The organism is Leclercia sp. M-A074-M, assembly GCF_965195605.1.
In the GTDB taxonomy this organism is placed as follows: domain Bacteria; phylum Pseudomonadota; class Gammaproteobacteria; order Enterobacterales; family Enterobacteriaceae; genus Enterobacter.
Genome location: NZ_CBDAHM010000015.1, coordinates 40395 through 55396, shown reverse-complemented (window position 1 = coordinate 55396; position 15002 = coordinate 40395). Strand labels below are relative to the sequence as shown.

Sequence of the window (15002 nt, the reverse complement as noted above, 5' to 3'; positions counted from 1 at the left end):
AAGCGGGCGTGCAGGCCCCTCGCAATACAATCAGTGGAGAACAAAATGAGTCAATTACTCGTGATTGATGGCGTTTCCGTACGCCGTGATATTTTTGGTCGTTATTGCCTCAACGATCTTCATCGTGCTGCTGGTGCTCAGGATAAGCACAAGCCAGCGTTCTGGCTTCGCAACGAGCAGACCGAACAATTAATAAGCGAGTTGCAAAATAGCAACTCGGAAACGCCGGACCCGGTCAGTGTTATCCGCGGCGGGAAAGAGCAGGGCAGCTACGTCTGTAAAGAGCTGGTCTACTCCTACGCCATGTGGATCAGCCCGCAGTTCAGCCTGAGGGTGATCCGGACGTTTGATGCAGCTGTAAATCAGCCTGCCACTCTTCAGAGCCAGGCGGCAGATAAGATGCAGGCAGGCGTCATCCTGCTCGATTTTATGCAACGATCTCTTAATCTCTCCAATTCCTCTGTACTCGGCGCGTGCCAAAAGCTGCAGGATGCAGTTGGTCTGCCGAACCTTGCCCCGCAATACGCCATTGATGCCCCCGCTGGCGCTCCTGATGGATCAAGTCGCCCCACGCAATCGCTGAGCGCGCTGCTCAAAGCTAACGGCATCCGTATGTCAGCTACGATGGCTTACCAGCAACTGGCCAAGCTGGGTATTGTCGAACATAAGGAGCGCCGCAGCCGGTCAGGTGTTAATGGCATCAAGCGCTTCTGGGCGATGACAGCGAAAGGCTGTATGTACGGCAAAAACATCACCAGCCCGGCAAACCCACGCGAGACGCAGCCGCATTTCTTCGAGTCAAAATTTCAGGAACTGTTGCGCCTGCTCGAAACCGTTCATTGAGGTGTCTGTGAGAGCGTTACTAAACCCTGTCGTCGTGAAAGAATTCGGGATCGTGGCGTTCCGGCCTGGTCCTGAGCTTATGCCGCATTTCCAACGTGGGCGCATTCTTCTGGAGAACGAGCCGGAGCGCCTGGCAGGACTTCCAACCGGGGAGATCCCGGCGGCGCGGCAGCCGCTGGCAGAGGACCCGGCAATGGTGCCCGTGTTTGAGCATGCCGATGTGATTAAGCGGGCTGGTGGGCTGTCATGTCTTGAAGGCTGGCTGATGCGGGAATCCGGCTGCCAGTACCGGCACAGCGACTACCACCACCACGAAATGGTCACTATGCGGCATGCGCCCGGCGTGCTTCGGCTGTGCTGGGCCTGCGATGTCCGGGTACGGGAGCAATTTACTAATGAACTGGCGGGCATTGCGCGGGAGAACCTAATAGCCTGGCTACTGTCGGTTGTTCGCGTGGGGCTTGGTTTCGATGATTCGCACGCTGTGACCCTGCCAGAACTGTGCTGGTGGCTGACGCTTAACAAACTTGCGCATGTCATACCTGAGACGGTGGCGCGCAAGGTTCTGCGTATTCCGGCAGAGAAAATGCAATCGGTGATGCGTGAGGCTGACATTGTGCCATCGGTACCGCCCACCAGCATTGTAGAGGAGGCGGTTAAAAAGGTGCTGGCGCTGCAGGTGGATCCGGAGACGCCCGAATCCTTCATGTTGAGGCCAAAGCGTCGACGCTGGCAAAACGATAAATACACCCGCTGGGTAAAGGCGCAGCAGTGCGCATGTTGTCAGAACCCGGCAGACGACCCCCACCACCTGATCGGCCACGGCATGGGTGGCATGGGCACCAAAGCGCATGATTTGTTCGTGATACCGCTGTGCAGGGCGCATCACGACGAATTACACGCTGATGCCGTGGCATTCGAAACGAAATACGGCACGCAGCCGGAGCTGCTGCTGAAAACATTAGACCGGGCGCTGGCCATCGGCGCACTGGCGTAGACGGAGTGGAGAACGCTATGAATCTGGACGGAGTTTTAAAGTTTTTTGCACCGAAAGGGATGCACATCTCTGATAGCGTGCGCGCAACCGCGGGCGATCAGTTAACGGTAACCGACATCATGGCGGCGCTGGGCATGACCCAGGCCGACGCCGGGATCGGTTTGGCTATGTACCTGGGGAAGGCAGGTATCAGCCCACAGGATAAAGAAGCCGCTATCAACTGGCTGACGGAGTACGCCAAACAGCATGCACCAATGCCAGTGCGCAAAGCTGCTGGTAAAAAGTTTCCACTCTGCATGCGGATCCTCGCCAGATTCGCTTTTAAGGATTACGCCTCATCAGCTGCGGACAGTACCGACTGCCCGAAATGTAAGGGAAAAGGCCTCATTACCAAATCCAGCGTGATCACCAAAAGCCATTACTCGATGCGCCTGCCTCAATTTGCCAAGGATCTGGGCCAGTCTCCATCTGACTTTGAAGTCTTCCGCGAGGTAAAGGATGTTGACCACCAGTTGTGTGGCAAGTGCAACGGAACCGGCCAGCTCAGTAAGCGCTGCCAGTGTGGCGGATCTGGTCAAACCCTCGACCGCAAGCAAACCGAATTGCAGGGCGCTCCAGTATATAAGGAGTGCAAACGCTGTGAGGGGCGAGGATACAGCAGGCCGAAATCATCCGTGGCGTATCGCGGCGTTCTGGCCGAACTGGACAGTCTTCCTGATCGCACCTGGCGATATAGCTGGAAGCCGTTTTATGAAAGCCTTGTGACGAAGTGCTTTCAGGAGGAAGGCAACGCAGACGCGGAACTCAAAAAAGTAACAAGGATGCAAAGTTTGCTCTAAATCTCATATTTTCGCATCACGTTACTTGCAATGTTGCCGTTTTTGTGTAAATTTGACGTTAACGATGGGCATTGTATGTTCACAGTTAAGAAACCCGCCACCGAGCGGGTTTTTTCATAGGTTCGGGCCATTGCTTCAATTGAGTCAGCAGCCATACTAATTATACGGACAAACCCTTGCTGACGAGGTAAAGCACATGAATTCTACAAATCGTAATAGAACGATAAGTCTCGCTGAGGCTGTTGTAGCTGCCGATAAGAAAGATGGTACACAATACAATCCGTCTTCCTTGGTTGATGTCTGGAACTCTAAGTTTAAATTTGTACCAACTGAAAATCTCCCAGCGTTAAAAAATCAAGTGGAGCTTGAGGTTGCGGCAATACGCGGCGCCGAAGTTGCTGAGTACCAAATTGCCACGCTTCCTTACGTAAACTTCCAGGCTGCACGTGTTTTTGGCACGCATATGCCGCCAGAACCAGATCCAGACAATTGCTAGCATTTTGGTTAGCGAGCAAATCCTAAGGCCCCTTTGAGGGGCCTTTTCTATTTCAGGCTCCCGGAACCCCCATCAAGGTCCTGTCGTTAATTCATCCGGAGAGCCTGATCCCTTCCCATACCACACCCGCGAACCAGCGAGGTGAGAGACATGAAAATGAACAACGACCCTCACTCCTGGACGGAGTTAATCGATCTACTCCATAGCTGGTGGCGTGGTGAAACACCCATTGGCGCTGTGCTGCTGTCGGTTGTGATGGCAGTGCTGAGAATTGCCTACGGCGGCGGTGGCTGGAAAAAGATGTTGCTGGAAGGCCTGATGTGCGGTGCCATGACATTGACCGCTGTATCCGCTCTGGATTACGTCAACCTTCCTCAATCCCTCTCTATAGCAATCGGCGGGGCGCTGGGCTTTGTCGGCGTCGAACAGGTTCGTTCTGTGGCAAACCGAGTTATCAACGTCCGCTTTGGTGGTGATACCAAGTAAGGAACCCTATGAATCAGGCACAATTTCAGAAGGCGGCCGGGCTAAGCGCCGGGTTAGCTGCGCGCTGGTATCCGCATATCGACGCGGCAATGAAAGAGTTCGGCATCACCGCAGTTAACGATCAGGCCATGTTCATCGCGCAGCTGGGCCACGAGTCGGCAGGCTTTACCTCGCTGGTGGAGAACTTCAACTACTCGGTCGATGGCCTGAAGAAAACCTTCGGTAAACGCCTGACGCCGTACCAGTGCGAGATGCTGGGTCGGGTTGACGGTAAGCAGGTCGCCCACCAGCCTCAAATCGCCAACCTGGTATATGGCGGCCGCATGGGCAACATCGCTGAGGGCGACGGCTGGAAATATCGCGGTCGTGGCCTGCTGCAGATCACCGGGCGTGAGAACTACACCAAATGCGGTACCGCCCTGAAACTGGATCTGGTAAGCACGCCGGAGCTGCTGGTACAGGAACGACACGCTGCCCGTTCGGCGGCCTGGCTCTTCGCGTTACGCGGTTGTCTGCTGTATTCCGGCGATATCGTGCGTGTCACCCAGATCATCAACGGTGGGCAGAATGGGCTGGCTGACCGCAAGGTGCGTTACAGCCGGGCGCAGGCGGCGCTGGCATGACGGCGCTTATCACGGCTTTTGAGCTTTTCAAGGCGCACTGGCGCTGGTGGCTATTCGTTGCAGCGCTGATGGTGTTCGCGTGGCTCTGGAACGAAAACACTCGTATCAATGCCAGCCTGGGCACGCTGCAGGAAGCGAACGACAGCAATCGCACTGTCATGGACAACGTTCTGAAGACGGTGGCCATAACTAATATCGTTCTGGGAGCAAATCAGCATGCAAAGAACCAGATCACACTGGAGTCACAGAGAGCCCAGGCAGATATCAAAGTGGCTGTTGCGAATGATGATTGCGCTCGTCAGCCTGTGCCTCCTGCAGCTGCTGACCGGTTGCGGCAATTCGCGGACAGTTTACGTACCGGTTCCGGTAGTGCCGCTTCCGGCAAACCTGACAGCTGAGACGGAACAGCCAGCCATTCCCGACCCGCTGACCTTCGGGGCCAGTCTGGATATGAATGTGAGCCTGCTGTCGGCGCTGGGCCAGTGCAACATCGACAAGGCAGGCATCAGGAAGATTGAAACATTACGCGCTAATCTATAGCGGAACTTTTATGCTGCAACGGAGAGGATTTATATCCGTGCTCATTATATCGAGCAGATCAGATAATTCTTATGTGATTGATGCTAGATTGATTCCCATTTTAAACATGGGGAGTATGGATATGCCATTTAGCCAAGATATTTATAAATCTACAGTAAGAGTTGAAAGTGATACTCCGAACGGCACCTCGGTAGGAACTGCTTTCTGGTTCTGTTTTAGTATTGAGGGTAGTGATAATATTTTTCCACTGCTAGTGACTAACAAACATGTTGTTAGTGGTGCATCTGAAATTAGACTACGTTTAAACGTAACTAGTCGAGACAATCCGGATAACAAGGTTTTTACCCTAACTATTTCAGATGGTGAAAACTCTTTCCTTATGCACCCAGACACAGATGTAGATATATGTGTATTACGTGTTGGTAGGTGGATAAAACAGATGGAAAAGAGCGGTATTTATCCAGAAATCTTCTATTTTTCGGATCTTCAGATGCGAGGTGATAGGTACATTTCTCCAGTTGAAGACGTTTACATGACAGGATATCCAAATGGATTGTGGGATTCTGTAAATAACAGACCTGTGACAAGGAAAGGCATCACCGCATCCTCACCTTTGGAAAAATGGAAGGGTAGACCTGAGTTTCTTATTGATATGGCATGCTTCGGTGGTTCAAGCGGTTCTCCTGTGTATATTATGAACCAAGGCTCATATGCCACGAATAACGGATTTGCAATGGGTGAAAGATTAATTTTCCTTGGTTTGCTATACGCGGGGCCGGTAACTAATGTTAGCGGCAATATTGAAATTATTGACGTGCCAACAGCCGCTACACAAGTTGTCCGTTCATCAATAACGATGAACCTAGGATTGGTCATTAATGCTGAAAAGTTATATGACTTTAAGCCGCTCTTGGGGCTCTAATGCAAGCCGCTTTCAGGCGGTTTTTTTGAGTACATTACGATAGGCAAACCTATCGTAATGGCTATAGAGGATAAAACATGAATATCCTCTATAGAGGATAAGTTTTTGCAGCAGGCATTCACTCAGTGCCTGAGATAATGTCAAATAGTGGTGAATGCTGGATGCTGACCTGCGCGCCAAAGCGTCTCGTGAGAAACGGGCAAGCCGGAAACCAGACTCGCTTCGACGAATCCCCGCCGTTCTGCGCGACAGAATGCCGTGGCAGTACCGGTCACCACGCCTACATCAAGCCACTGGCATCCGTTAGTGGCTTTTCTTTTGGAGTAAGCATGCCGCCACGCACACCGAAGGCCTGTCGCGTTCGCGGCTGCCATTCGATAACCACAGACCCTTCAGGCTATTGCGATGCACACAAGGGGGAAGGCTGGAAGCAATACAAGCCCGGCCAGACCCGGCACCAGCGTGGCTACGGCACAAAGTGGGAGGGCATACGTGAGCGCATCCTGAAGCGCGACAAAGGGCTCTGCCAGGATCATCTGAAGCAGGGCGTCGCTAAGTCGGCTTCGTGCGTTGACCACATCATCCCTAAAGCGCATGGCGGCACTGACGATGACACGAACCTGCAGAGCCTCTGCTGGTCCTGCCACGCCAGGAAGACCGCACGCGACCGCATAAAGTGAGAGTGATTCTCGATTGCATCTTGGCGGGGGAGGGGGTAGTCAAATCCCTGTGGCCGGAAGCTTTCCGGACTGCCCGCCTCCTCGTTTTTTTATACCCGCGAAAAATCAAATTTAACCAGGAGTGTCGCTTATGGCTGGAACGGCGGGGCGTTCCGGGCGCCGCCCAAAGCCAACGGCGCGCAAGGAGCTGGCCGGGAACCCCGGTAAGCGAGCCCTGAATAAAGAAGAGCCGGTGTTCACCCCTATTAAGGGTGTGTCGCCGCCGGACTGGTTTGAAGAAGAAAATCTGCCGCTCGCGGCGATTATGTGGGAACTGACCACAAAAGAATTATGCGGACAAGGCCTGATCTGCGTTACCGATCTCGCCGTGCTCGAGCGCTGGTGTGTCGCGTACGAATTCTGGCGCCGGGCGGTAAAGAATATCGCTGTGGAAGGCCTGTCCATAACCGGTGCGATGGGCGGCAAGATAAAGAACCCTGAGCTGACCGCGAAGAAAGAACAGGAATCGGAGATGAGTTCTACCGGTTCAATGCTGGGCCTCGACCCCAGCAGTCGCCAACGTCTGGTCGGGCTTGCCGGTCAGAAGAAAACCTCCAACCCATTCCTGAAGATGATCAGCTCATGAGCCGGAAATCGTATCCCAACGTTAACGCCGCGAATCAGTATGCCCGCAACGTTGTGCGGGGGAAGATCCCGGCTTGCCAGTATGTCATTCAGGCCTGCCAGCGCCATATCGACGATATGGCTCAGGAGAAAAGCCGTAAATTCCGGTACCGCTTTGACAAAGACATTGCGGAGAAGGCCGCGAAGTTTATTCAGCTACTGCCGCACACCAAAGGGGAGTGGGCATTCAAGCGGATGCCGATCACCCTGGAGCCCTGGCAGCTCTTTATCATCTGCTGTGCTTTTGGCTGGGTGCAGAAGGGGACAAGGCTTCGCCGTTTCCGGGAGGTTTACACCGAGATCCCCCGCAAGAATGGCAAGTCGGCGATCTCTGCCGGCGTAGCGCTGTACTGCTTCACCTGTGACAACGAGTTCGGTGCCGAGGTCTATTCTGGCGCCACGACAGAAAAGCAGGCGTGGGAAGTTTTCCGGCCTGCGCGCCTGATGTGCAAACGAACCCCACTGCTGGTGGAGGCGTTCGGCATCGAGGTCAACGCTTCAAACCTGAACCGGCCGGAAGACGGCGCCCGCTTCGAGCCGCTGATCGGTAACCCCGGCGACGGGGCCTCGCCACACTGTGCGATAGTCGACGAATATCACGAGCACCCGACCGATGCGCTGTACACCACGATGCTGACGGGCATGGGTGCCCGCCGGCAGCCGCTGATGTGGGCGATCACCACAGCGGGCTACAACATCGAAGGGCCTTGCTACGACAAACGCCGTGAAGTGCTTGAGATGCTGAATGGCTCGGTGCCCAACGAGGAGTTGTTCGGCGTGGTTTATACGGTCGATGAAGGTGACGACTGGACCGACCCTAAGGTGCTGGAGAAGGCAAACCCGAATATGGGAGTGTCGGTCTACCGCGACTTCCTGCTGAGCCAGCAACAGCGCGCTATCAATAATGCCCGCCAGGCGGGCGTGTTCAAAACGAAGCACCTCAATATCTGGGTGGCTGCCCGGGCCGCGTTCTTCAACCTGGTGTCCTGGCAGAACTGCGAAGACAAGACGCTGACGCTGGAACAGTTCGAGGGGCAACCCTGTGTGCTGGCGTTCGACCTGGCGCGCAAACTGGATATGAACAGCATGGCACGCCTGTTTACCCGGGAAATCGACGGGAAGACGCATTACTACTGCGTGGCACCACGCTTCTGGGTGCCGTATGACACGGTATACAGCGTCGAGAAAAACGAGGATCGCCGTACAGCTGAGCGCTTTCAGAAATGGGTTGAGATGGGGTTACTGACAGTAACTGACGGGGCGGAGGTGGATTACCGCTACATCCTTGAAGAGGCGAAAGCGGCAAATAGACTGAACCCAGTCAGTGAGTCACCGATTGACCCGTTTGGCGCTACCGGCCTTTCACACGACCTGGCCGATGAAGAGCTGAATCCCGTCACCATCATCCAGAACTACACCAACATGTCTGACCCGATGAAGGAGCTGGAAGCCGCAATTGAGTCGGGCCGCTTTCATCACGACGGCAACCCCATCATGAGCTGGTGTATCAGCAACGTCGTGGGGAAGTATCTGCCTGGTAACGACGATGTGGTTAAACCCATCAAAGAGCAGAACGAAAACAAAATTGACGGCGCGGTTGCGCTGATTATGACTATCGGGCGGGCAATGCTCAAAGAGCCTGGCAATTTCCTCTCATCCCTTGATCCGGACGATGACCTCCTAATTTTATGAAATCACTGATTACTGATGTTATCGGGCTGGCCGGGTACGGCCTGCTCACCGCCGGATTTTACCTGCAGTTTGGGTTGGCTCCGGCATTGATGTTCTCCGGCGGGCTCCTGCTGGTGGGCGCCCTGGCTATGGCCAGAAGGGGGAAGCGTGCTGTTTGACTCTCTGTTCAGAAGTGAATCTCTTGAGAACCCGGCCACGCCAATCAGCGGTGAACTGGTAGATGCCGACGGGTTGTTTGCAGCAGACGTATATGTCAGCCCTGAGACGGCGATGAAGCTCGCGGCGGTATATGCCTGCATTTACGTCCTGTCCTCGAACCTCGCCCAGATGCCGCTGCATGTCATGCGAAAGCACAACGGCAAGGTCGAGCCAGCGCGGGATCACCCGGCGTTTTATCTGGTTCATGATGAGCCGAACAGCTGGCAAACCAGCTATAAGTGGCGCGAACTGAAGCAACGCCACATCCTCGGCTGGGGCAACGGCTACACCTGGGTCAAGCGCAGCCGCCGCGGAGAAGTCACCTCCCTGGACTGCTGTATGCCCTGGGAAACGACCCTGATTAATACTGGAGGACGCTACACCTACGGCGTTTATAACGAAGAGGGAGCCTTCGCCATCAGCCCTGACGACATGATTCACATCCGGGCGCTGGGGAATAACCAGAAAATGGGCCTCAGCCCGGTGATGCAGCACGCCGAAACGATCGGCATGGGCATGAGCGGGCAGAAGTATACGGAAAGTTTCTTCAGCGGCAATGCCCGCCCAGCGGGAATCGTGTCGGTAAAAACAGCGCTGGATAACACAAGCTGGGGCAGGCTAAAAGATCAATGGAAAAAGGCAGCCCAGGCGTTACGCAGCCAGGAAAACAAAACCATGCTCTTGCCTGCGGATCTGGATTACAAGGCGCTGACCGTGTCGCCGATAGATGCCCAGATCATCGACATGTCAAAGCTCAACCGCTCGATGATTGCCGGGATCTTCAACGTGCCGGCGCACATGATTAACGACCTGGAAAAAGCCACCTTCAGCAACATCACACAGCAGGCCATTCAGTTTGTCCGGTACTCGATGATGCCCTGGGTGACAAACTGGGAGCAGGAGCTTAACCGCCGCCTGTTTACCCGCGCCGAGCTGGCCGCCGGGTATTACGTCCGGTTTAACCTTACTGGCCTGTTACGCGGCACCCCGCAGGAACGCGCGCAGTTCTATCACTTCGCGATCACCGACGGCTGGATGAGCCGCAACGAAGCCCGCGCTTTCGAGGATATGAACCCGGTCGACGGCCTGGACGAAATGCTCGTCAGCGTCAACGCCGCCAACCCGGCGGATGATTTCAAAACCACCAAAACCGAAAAGGAAAAAACCGATGAGTGATCGCGAGACTCGCTGTTACAGCGGTGAGGTCCGTGCCGAACAGCTGGGGGAACAGCCCACGCGCATTATCGGTTACGGATCGGTGTTTAACAGCCGCTCCGAACCCCTCTGGGGATTCCGCGAGATTATTAAGCCCGGCGCTTTCGATGACGTGCTGGGTGACGATATCCGCGGGCTGTTTAACCATGACCCGAACTTTATCCTCGGGCGCAGCGCTTCCGGCACGTTGAGCGTCAGCGTCGATGATAAAGGGCTTCGCTACGACATCGCGGCCCCTGACACCCAGACCATTCGCGATCTGGTGCTGGCGCCGATGATGCGCGGCGATATCACCCAGTCGTCTTTCGCATTCAGGATCGCCCACGATGGCGAACACTGGTACCAGGACGATGAGGGCATCGTCATTCGCGAGATTAACCGCTTTTCCCGGCTCTTTGATGTCAGTCCGGTGACCTATCCGGCTTATCAGGATGCCGATTCCGGGGTTCGCTCCATGAAAGCCTGGCAGGAGGCGCGCGACAGCGGCGCGCTGGCGCAAGCCATTAACCAACGAACGGCGCGCGAGCGCATGCTGACTCTTCTTAACGCGTAAGGAAAAACCATGAAATTGCATGAACTGAAGCAAAAACGTAACACCATTGCCCGCGAGATGCGCGCTCTGCATGAGGGTATCCCTGAAAACACCACCTGGACTGAAGAGCAGCGCACCCAGTGGAATAAAGCAAAACACGAGCTGGATGCGCTCGACGAACAAATCGGCCGCGAAGAAGAGTTGCGCCGTCACGATCAGAGCTACGTTGACGAGCAGGAGCCGGAGCAGCGTCAGCGCCAGAGCAACCCGGAGAAGCAGGCAGATGAGCGCCGCGCCGCGGCATTTGATCGCCTTCTCCGCCATGGCTTCGGTGAACTCACCGCCGAAGAGCGCCAGGCCGTTAAAGAGCTGCGCGCGCAGGGTACGTCTCCTGATGACAAAGGCGGCTATACCGTACCTACCCAGATGCGTAACACCATCATTGATGCGATGAAGGCTTACGGCGGGATCGCGAGCGTTGCCCAGATTCTCAATACCTCGAACGGTCAGGATATTACCTGGTCCACTTCTGACGGTACTGCTGAAGAAGGCGAGCTGCTCGCTGAAAACAGCGCAGCCACTGAAGGTGACGTGACGTTCGGCACGGCGATCCTGGGTGCCAAAAAGCTGTCATCCAAAATCATCCGCGTATCTAACGAATTGCTGCAGGACAGCGGCGTAGATATTGAAGCATACCTGGCGGGGCGTATTGCACAGCGCATTGGCCGCGGCGAAGCTAAATACCTGGTCCAGGGTACGGGGGCAGGTACACCGCTGCAACCAAAGGGACTTGCGGCTTCAGTAACCGGGACAGTGTTAGCGACGGCGGCGGCAACATTCACCTGGCAGGAAATGAATAGCCTGAAACACGCGATTGATCCGGCATATCGCGGCGGACCTAAATTCCGCTGGGCATTTAATGACAGTACGCTTCAGGTAATTGAAGAGATGGTTGATGATCAGAAACGCCCGCTGTGGCTGCCTGACGTTGTTGGCGGTTCCCCGGCTACGGTTCTGGGAATTCCGTATGTGATCGATCAGGCAATTGATGCGGCGGCAGCGGGCAAGAAATTCATTTTCCTGGGGGATTTTAACCGCTTCATCGTTCGTCGCGTTTCCTATATGACCCTGAAGCGCCTGGTTGAGCGTTACGCCGAATACGATCAGACGGCGTTCCTGGCTTTCCACCGCTTCGACTGTGTACTGGAGGATACTGCCGCCATCAAGGCGCTGCAGGGCAAACCGGCTACACCGTAATTATTAACCTGCTTTACATGATGCCGCGTAAGCGGTTTTTTTATGCCCGCAACCAGACCGTTGCGGGCTGGAGACTGACAATGGCGCTAACGATCGACGAGTGCAAAGTGCAGTGCAGGATTGATGGTGATGACCCGGGGGATAAACAGCTTCTGGAGATCTACATCGGTGCGGCGCGTCGTAAGGCTGAGAGCTATACAAATCGCCAGCTCTATGATGACGCGCTTCCGACAAACGATCCGGATGGGCTGGTTATCAAAGATGACGTCAAACTGGCGCTAATGCTGCTGGTCGGACACTGGTATGAAAACAGGGAGCCGGTGAACATCGGCAACATCGTGTCGACACTGCCATTTGGCTTTGAGTCTCTTCTTGAACCTTACCGGTTCATTGCGCTGTAGGAGGTGATATGCAGGCAGGCAGGCTGCGGCACCGCGTCACCATTCAGAATTATGTAACCACCCGATCTCCCTCCGGTCAGCCCGTTGAGCAGTGGTCTGATGGGGAAACAGTATGGGGTGAGGTTCTGGCGGTCAGCGGCCGCGAACAACTTTCCTCCGGCGCTGAGTCGCCTGAGGCAACAGTCAGGGTATGGATGCGTTTTCGTAAGGACATATCGGCTGCTTCACGGCTAAAGATACTAACTGGGCCGCTTGCCGGCGCGCTGCTTAACGTTGTAGGCCAACCAATTCCTGACAGGAAGGGCGCCCGGCTGGAAATTCTTTGCAAGAGAGGTACTGAAAAGTGATCGATCTGAATCTGGACTTCTCAGGGCTTGAGGATATCGCTCGCGACCTCACCCGGCTGAGCAAAGCTGAGAACAACAAAGTGCTTCGTGATGCTACTCGGGCTGGCGCTGGCATATTGCGTGAGGAGGTTATTGACCGGGCTCCGGTGGATACCGGAAAACTACGACGGAATGTGGTGGTGATAACACAGCGTGGTCGAAGCGGGGAGATCACTTCTGGTGTCCATATCAGAGGCGTTAATCCCCGAACCGGTGGAAGCGACAATACGATGAAGGCGTCCAACCCGCGCAACGCTTTTTACTGGCGCTTTGTGGAACTCGGCACGTCCAAACTGGCACCTCATCCATTCGTCAGGCCCGCTTATGATGCCCGGGAGGATGAAGCTTATGCAGCTGCTGTTCAGCGCATGAATCAGGCGATCGATAAGGTGCTGAGCAAATGACTGAAGCAGATATTTATCTTCCGCTCTCCGGCCTGGCTGGCGGACAGGTTTACCCATACGTCGCACCTTTATCGCCGGATGGGAATGTCTCGATCTCACCCCCCTGGCTGGTCTTCTCACTGCCGCAGGAAAATTCTGCTGATGTGTTCTGTGGCGCCGCAGAGTCAATGACCACCATTCAGATCGATGTTTATGCGTCAACTGTGGACGGTGCGCGGGAAATCCGTCGCCTTGCCATTGAAGCGCTTACTCCTCTCGGTATCACCGAGATCCGTAAATATCAGGATTACGAGCCAGACTCCCGACTTTATCGCTCCACGTTTGAGGCGAGCGTAACCTGGTGATCCCACAGACTCACAACCGCCCGCTTCGGCGGGTTTCTTATTTTCAGGAGACAGCGAATGAGCGCTCAGTTTGAAAAATCGCAGGGCACGAAGATTCAGATCACTTCAGTGCCGGCAACTCCCACTACGATCGATGCTACCGTGTTCCTGCCGCTGGAATGCACGCTAAAAGAGGCGCAGTTCACCGCGGGTCAGAAGCAGGATATTGACGTCACCACGCTTTGTTCCGATGAGCAGGAGAATATTAACGGGCTGGCGGCAGCTTCTGAAGTATCCCTATCAGGTAACTTTAAAGAAAACCCTGGCCAGGCAGCGCTGCGTGACGCCTATGACAATGACACCGTTTATGGCTTCAAAATCATCTTTCCTTCAGGTGTTGGTTTCCAGTTCTTTGCGGAGGTTCGCCAGCACACCTGGTCTACTGGTACAAACGGTGTTGTCGCCGCTACGTTCGCGCTACGCCTGAAAGGCAAGCCGACTCGTATCACGGCACCGCCGGCTGTTGCCCTGGCGTTTACTACCGATCTGCCTGCAACAAAAACCGCCGCGGTAGGCGAAAACTTTTCTATTGGAGTAGTGGTTACCGGTGGCGTGCCGCCGTACCGGCTCGACTGGTACAAAAATGGCGCGCATTCCGGCCTGGGCAACACTACAACGACCATTGATTTCAATAACGCGCAGGCGAACGAAAGCGGCCATCGTCAGGTGATCGTAACCGATGCAGTGGGCGCGACCATTGTTTCAACTGTTTGCGACGTAGAAATTAGTTAACCGGAGCGCCGGGAAACCGGCGAAGAAATTACATGGGTAAAAACATTCGTGAGCTGGCACTGGCTCGCTTGTCCGGCTTCCGTAATAAAACTGAAGCCGTCAAAGAGTGGGGCGGTGCCAAGGTAATTCTGCGTGAGCCATCAGCAGAAGCATGGCTTCGCTGGCAAGAGATCGTTAAAGACAGCGATGAAGAGCTTTCCGTCTCAGAAAAGGCCATGCGTAACCTGCGCGCCGACGTGACGCTGTTTATCGATGTGGTCTGTGACGAAAATCAGGAGCCTGTTTTTACGCTTGAAGATGCCGAAGAGGTGCAGGGCGTATACGGACCGGTTCACTCCCGACTGCTGAAGCAGGCTCTGGATCTGATAACCAGCAGTGACGACGCCAAAAAAAAGTAGCAACGCCGGGCATGAAGTTTCTGATGGCGCTGGCTCTGAGAATGGGCCGTACCCTGGCGGAGTTGCGCCAAACCATGGCTCCCAGTGAATTACTGATGTGGGCTGAATACGATCGTACCAGCCCGGTCGGAGATGTCCGGGGTGACATTCATAATGCCCAGCTCGTTTCGGCAATCTATGGGGCGCAAGGCGTCAAAGTGCCGATAGATGAAGCGGTCATTCAGTGGGCGGGCGATGCGGAAGAGGTGAGTCAAAAAGATCCGTTTGCCGGTTTAGAGGCTGCATTTTTGGAAGCAGCCAGATGACTTTTTTCTT

Annotated in this window: 22 protein-coding genes; all 22 read left to right on the top strand. The window is 54.8% G+C overall.

The window, feature by feature from the left end; genetic code table 11:
- Window positions 1–45: 45 nt before the first annotated feature.
- The 22 genes from ACOKCT_RS21775 to ACOKCT_RS21670 all read left to right on the top strand — a co-directional run bounded on the left by ACOKCT_RS21775 (window position 46) and on the right by ACOKCT_RS21670 (window position 14992).
- Window positions 46–843 (top strand): KilA-N domain-containing protein, encoded by a 798-nt coding sequence (locus tag ACOKCT_RS21775; protein ID WP_269776101.1) that lies wholly within the window; start codon window positions 46–48, stop codon window positions 841–843.
- Window positions 844–850: 7 nt separating this feature from the next.
- A complete protein-coding gene (locus tag ACOKCT_RS21770) occupies window positions 851–1840 on the top strand; it encodes a DUF968 domain-containing protein (protein WP_420193885.1) in 990 nt (329 codons plus the stop codon).
- Between the two features lie 17 nt (window positions 1841–1857).
- Window positions 1858–2679, top strand: a complete 822-nt coding sequence (locus ACOKCT_RS21765; protein ID WP_420193884.1) for an antitermination protein — start codon at window positions 1858–1860, stop codon at window positions 2677–2679.
- Window positions 2680–2875: 196 nt separating this feature from the next.
- On the top strand, window positions 2876–3175 hold the full coding sequence (locus ACOKCT_RS21760; RefSeq protein WP_420193883.1) for a hypothetical protein: 300 nt from the start codon (window positions 2876–2878) through the stop codon (window positions 3173–3175).
- 150 nt (window positions 3176–3325) lie between these two features.
- Window positions 3326–3661, top strand: coding sequence for a phage holin, lambda family (locus tag ACOKCT_RS21755; protein WP_039028981.1), 336 nt, complete (start codon window positions 3326–3328; stop codon window positions 3659–3661).
- A gap of 8 nt (window positions 3662–3669) precedes the next feature.
- Window positions 3670–4284 carry a glycoside hydrolase family 19 protein gene (locus ACOKCT_RS21750; RefSeq protein ID WP_420193882.1) on the top strand — a complete coding sequence of 205 codons (615 nt, stop codon included), beginning with the start codon at window positions 3670–3672 and terminating at the stop codon, window positions 4282–4284.
- A 216-nt stretch (window positions 4285–4500) separates the two neighbouring features.
- Window positions 4501–4824, top strand: coding sequence for an Rz1-like lysis system protein LysC (lysC, locus tag ACOKCT_RS21745; RefSeq protein ID WP_420193881.1), 324 nt, complete (start codon window positions 4501–4503; stop codon window positions 4822–4824).
- Window positions 4825–4945: 121 nt separating this feature from the next.
- The gene (locus ACOKCT_RS21740; RefSeq protein WP_420193905.1) at window positions 4946–5746 is read left to right on the top strand and encodes a S1 family peptidase; all 801 of its coding nucleotides are present in this window, start codon (window positions 4946–4948) and stop codon (window positions 5744–5746) included.
- A 329-nt stretch (window positions 5747–6075) separates the two neighbouring features.
- Window positions 6076–6426, top strand: coding sequence for an HNH endonuclease (locus ACOKCT_RS21735; RefSeq protein WP_420193904.1), 351 nt, complete (start codon window positions 6076–6078; stop codon window positions 6424–6426).
- Window positions 6427–6556: 130 nt separating this feature from the next.
- Window positions 6557–7051 (top strand): phage terminase small subunit P27 family, encoded by a 495-nt coding sequence (locus ACOKCT_RS21730; protein ID WP_420193880.1) that lies wholly within the window; start codon window positions 6557–6559, stop codon window positions 7049–7051.
- Window positions 7048–8781 carry a terminase large subunit gene (locus tag ACOKCT_RS21725; protein ID WP_420193879.1) on the top strand — a complete coding sequence of 578 codons (1734 nt, stop codon included), beginning with the start codon at window positions 7048–7050 and terminating at the stop codon, window positions 8779–8781. The genes ACOKCT_RS21730 and ACOKCT_RS21725 overlap by 4 nt, the downstream gene beginning before the upstream one ends.
- The gene (locus ACOKCT_RS21720; protein WP_306738184.1) at window positions 8778–8939 is read left to right on the top strand and encodes a hypothetical protein; all 162 of its coding nucleotides are present in this window, start codon (window positions 8778–8780) and stop codon (window positions 8937–8939) included. The genes ACOKCT_RS21725 and ACOKCT_RS21720 overlap by 4 nt, the downstream gene beginning before the upstream one ends.
- Window positions 8929–10155: a phage portal protein gene (locus ACOKCT_RS21715; protein WP_420193878.1), complete on the top strand. Its 1227-nt coding sequence runs from the start codon at window positions 8929–8931 to the stop codon at window positions 10153–10155. Before ACOKCT_RS21720 ends, ACOKCT_RS21715 begins: the two co-directional genes overlap by 11 nt.
- A complete protein-coding gene (locus ACOKCT_RS21710) occupies window positions 10148–10747 on the top strand; it encodes an HK97 family phage prohead protease (protein ID WP_114386596.1) in 600 nt (199 codons plus the stop codon). The genes ACOKCT_RS21715 and ACOKCT_RS21710 overlap by 8 nt, the downstream gene beginning before the upstream one ends.
- Window positions 10748–10756: 9 nt before the next feature.
- Window positions 10757–11983 carry a phage major capsid protein gene (locus ACOKCT_RS21705; RefSeq protein WP_420193877.1) on the top strand — a complete coding sequence of 409 codons (1227 nt, stop codon included), beginning with the start codon at window positions 10757–10759 and terminating at the stop codon, window positions 11981–11983.
- Window positions 11984–12063: 80 nt separating this feature from the next.
- Window positions 12064–12384: a head-tail connector protein gene (locus ACOKCT_RS21700; protein WP_114388399.1), complete on the top strand. Its 321-nt coding sequence runs from the start codon at window positions 12064–12066 to the stop codon at window positions 12382–12384.
- 8 nt (window positions 12385–12392) lie between these two features.
- The gene (locus ACOKCT_RS21695) at window positions 12393–12731 is read left to right on the top strand and encodes a phage head closure protein (RefSeq protein WP_195319645.1); all 339 of its coding nucleotides are present in this window, start codon (window positions 12393–12395) and stop codon (window positions 12729–12731) included.
- Entirely contained in the window at window positions 12728–13174 is a 447-nt protein-coding gene (locus ACOKCT_RS21690; protein ID WP_420193876.1) for an HK97-gp10 family putative phage morphogenesis protein, read from the top strand. The genes ACOKCT_RS21695 and ACOKCT_RS21690 overlap by 4 nt, the downstream gene beginning before the upstream one ends.
- Window positions 13171–13518 carry a hypothetical protein gene (locus ACOKCT_RS21685; protein WP_420193875.1) on the top strand — a complete coding sequence of 116 codons (348 nt, stop codon included), beginning with the start codon at window positions 13171–13173 and terminating at the stop codon, window positions 13516–13518. Before ACOKCT_RS21690 ends, ACOKCT_RS21685 begins: the two co-directional genes overlap by 4 nt.
- Before the next feature lie 57 nt (window positions 13519–13575).
- Window positions 13576–14289 (top strand): phage tail tube protein, encoded by a 714-nt coding sequence (locus tag ACOKCT_RS21680; RefSeq protein WP_420193874.1) that lies wholly within the window; start codon window positions 13576–13578, stop codon window positions 14287–14289.
- 32 nt (window positions 14290–14321) lie between these two features.
- Complete coding sequence (locus tag ACOKCT_RS21675) at window positions 14322–14687, top strand: phage tail assembly chaperone (RefSeq protein WP_420193873.1); 366 nt, start codon at window positions 14322–14324, stop codon at window positions 14685–14687.
- A gap of 23 nt (window positions 14688–14710) precedes the next feature.
- Window positions 14711–14992 (top strand): phage tail assembly protein T, encoded by a 282-nt coding sequence (locus ACOKCT_RS21670; RefSeq protein ID WP_420193872.1) that lies wholly within the window; start codon window positions 14711–14713, stop codon window positions 14990–14992.
- The last annotated feature ends 10 nt before the right edge of the window (window positions 14993–15002 follow it).

Excerpts from the sequence above, each read along its gene's own strand:
- ACOKCT_RS21775 (WP_269776101.1), top strand. The coding sequence starts at position 46 with ATGAGTCAATTACTCGTGATTGATGGCGTTTCCGTACGCCGTGATATT.
- ACOKCT_RS21765 (WP_420193884.1), top strand. The coding sequence starts at position 1,858 with ATGAATCTGGACGGAGTTTTAAAGTTTTTTGCACCGAAAGGGATGCAC.
- ACOKCT_RS21760 (WP_420193883.1), top strand. The coding sequence starts at position 2,876 with ATGAATTCTACAAATCGTAATAGAACGATAAGTCTCGCTGAGGCTGTT.
- ACOKCT_RS21755 (WP_039028981.1), top strand. The coding sequence starts at position 3,326 with ATGAAAATGAACAACGACCCTCACTCCTGGACGGAGTTAATCGATCTA.
- ACOKCT_RS21750 (WP_420193882.1), top strand. The coding sequence starts at position 3,670 with ATGAATCAGGCACAATTTCAGAAGGCGGCCGGGCTAAGCGCCGGGTTA.
- lysC (WP_420193881.1), top strand. The coding sequence starts at position 4,501 with ATGCAAAGAACCAGATCACACTGGAGTCACAGAGAGCCCAGGCAGATA.
- ACOKCT_RS21740 (WP_420193905.1), top strand. The coding sequence starts at position 4,946 with ATGCCATTTAGCCAAGATATTTATAAATCTACAGTAAGAGTTGAAAGT.
- ACOKCT_RS21735 (WP_420193904.1), top strand. The coding sequence starts at position 6,076 with ATGCCGCCACGCACACCGAAGGCCTGTCGCGTTCGCGGCTGCCATTCG.
- ACOKCT_RS21730 (WP_420193880.1), top strand. The coding sequence starts at position 6,557 with ATGGCTGGAACGGCGGGGCGTTCCGGGCGCCGCCCAAAGCCAACGGCG.
- ACOKCT_RS21725 (WP_420193879.1), top strand. The coding sequence starts at position 7,048 with ATGAGCCGGAAATCGTATCCCAACGTTAACGCCGCGAATCAGTATGCC.
- ACOKCT_RS21720 (WP_306738184.1), top strand. The coding sequence starts at position 8,778 with ATGAAATCACTGATTACTGATGTTATCGGGCTGGCCGGGTACGGCCTG.
- ACOKCT_RS21710 (WP_114386596.1), top strand. The coding sequence starts at position 10,148 with ATGAGTGATCGCGAGACTCGCTGTTACAGCGGTGAGGTCCGTGCCGAA.
- ACOKCT_RS21705 (WP_420193877.1), top strand. The coding sequence starts at position 10,757 with ATGAAATTGCATGAACTGAAGCAAAAACGTAACACCATTGCCCGCGAG.
- ACOKCT_RS21700 (WP_114388399.1), top strand. The coding sequence starts at position 12,064 with ATGGCGCTAACGATCGACGAGTGCAAAGTGCAGTGCAGGATTGATGGT.
- ACOKCT_RS21695 (WP_195319645.1), top strand. The coding sequence starts at position 12,393 with ATGCAGGCAGGCAGGCTGCGGCACCGCGTCACCATTCAGAATTATGTA.
- ACOKCT_RS21685 (WP_420193875.1), top strand. The coding sequence starts at position 13,171 with ATGACTGAAGCAGATATTTATCTTCCGCTCTCCGGCCTGGCTGGCGGA.
- ACOKCT_RS21680 (WP_420193874.1), top strand. The coding sequence starts at position 13,576 with ATGAGCGCTCAGTTTGAAAAATCGCAGGGCACGAAGATTCAGATCACT.
- ACOKCT_RS21675 (WP_420193873.1), top strand. The coding sequence starts at position 14,322 with ATGGGTAAAAACATTCGTGAGCTGGCACTGGCTCGCTTGTCCGGCTTC.
- ACOKCT_RS21670 (WP_420193872.1), top strand. The coding sequence starts at position 14,711 with ATGGCGCTGGCTCTGAGAATGGGCCGTACCCTGGCGGAGTTGCGCCAA.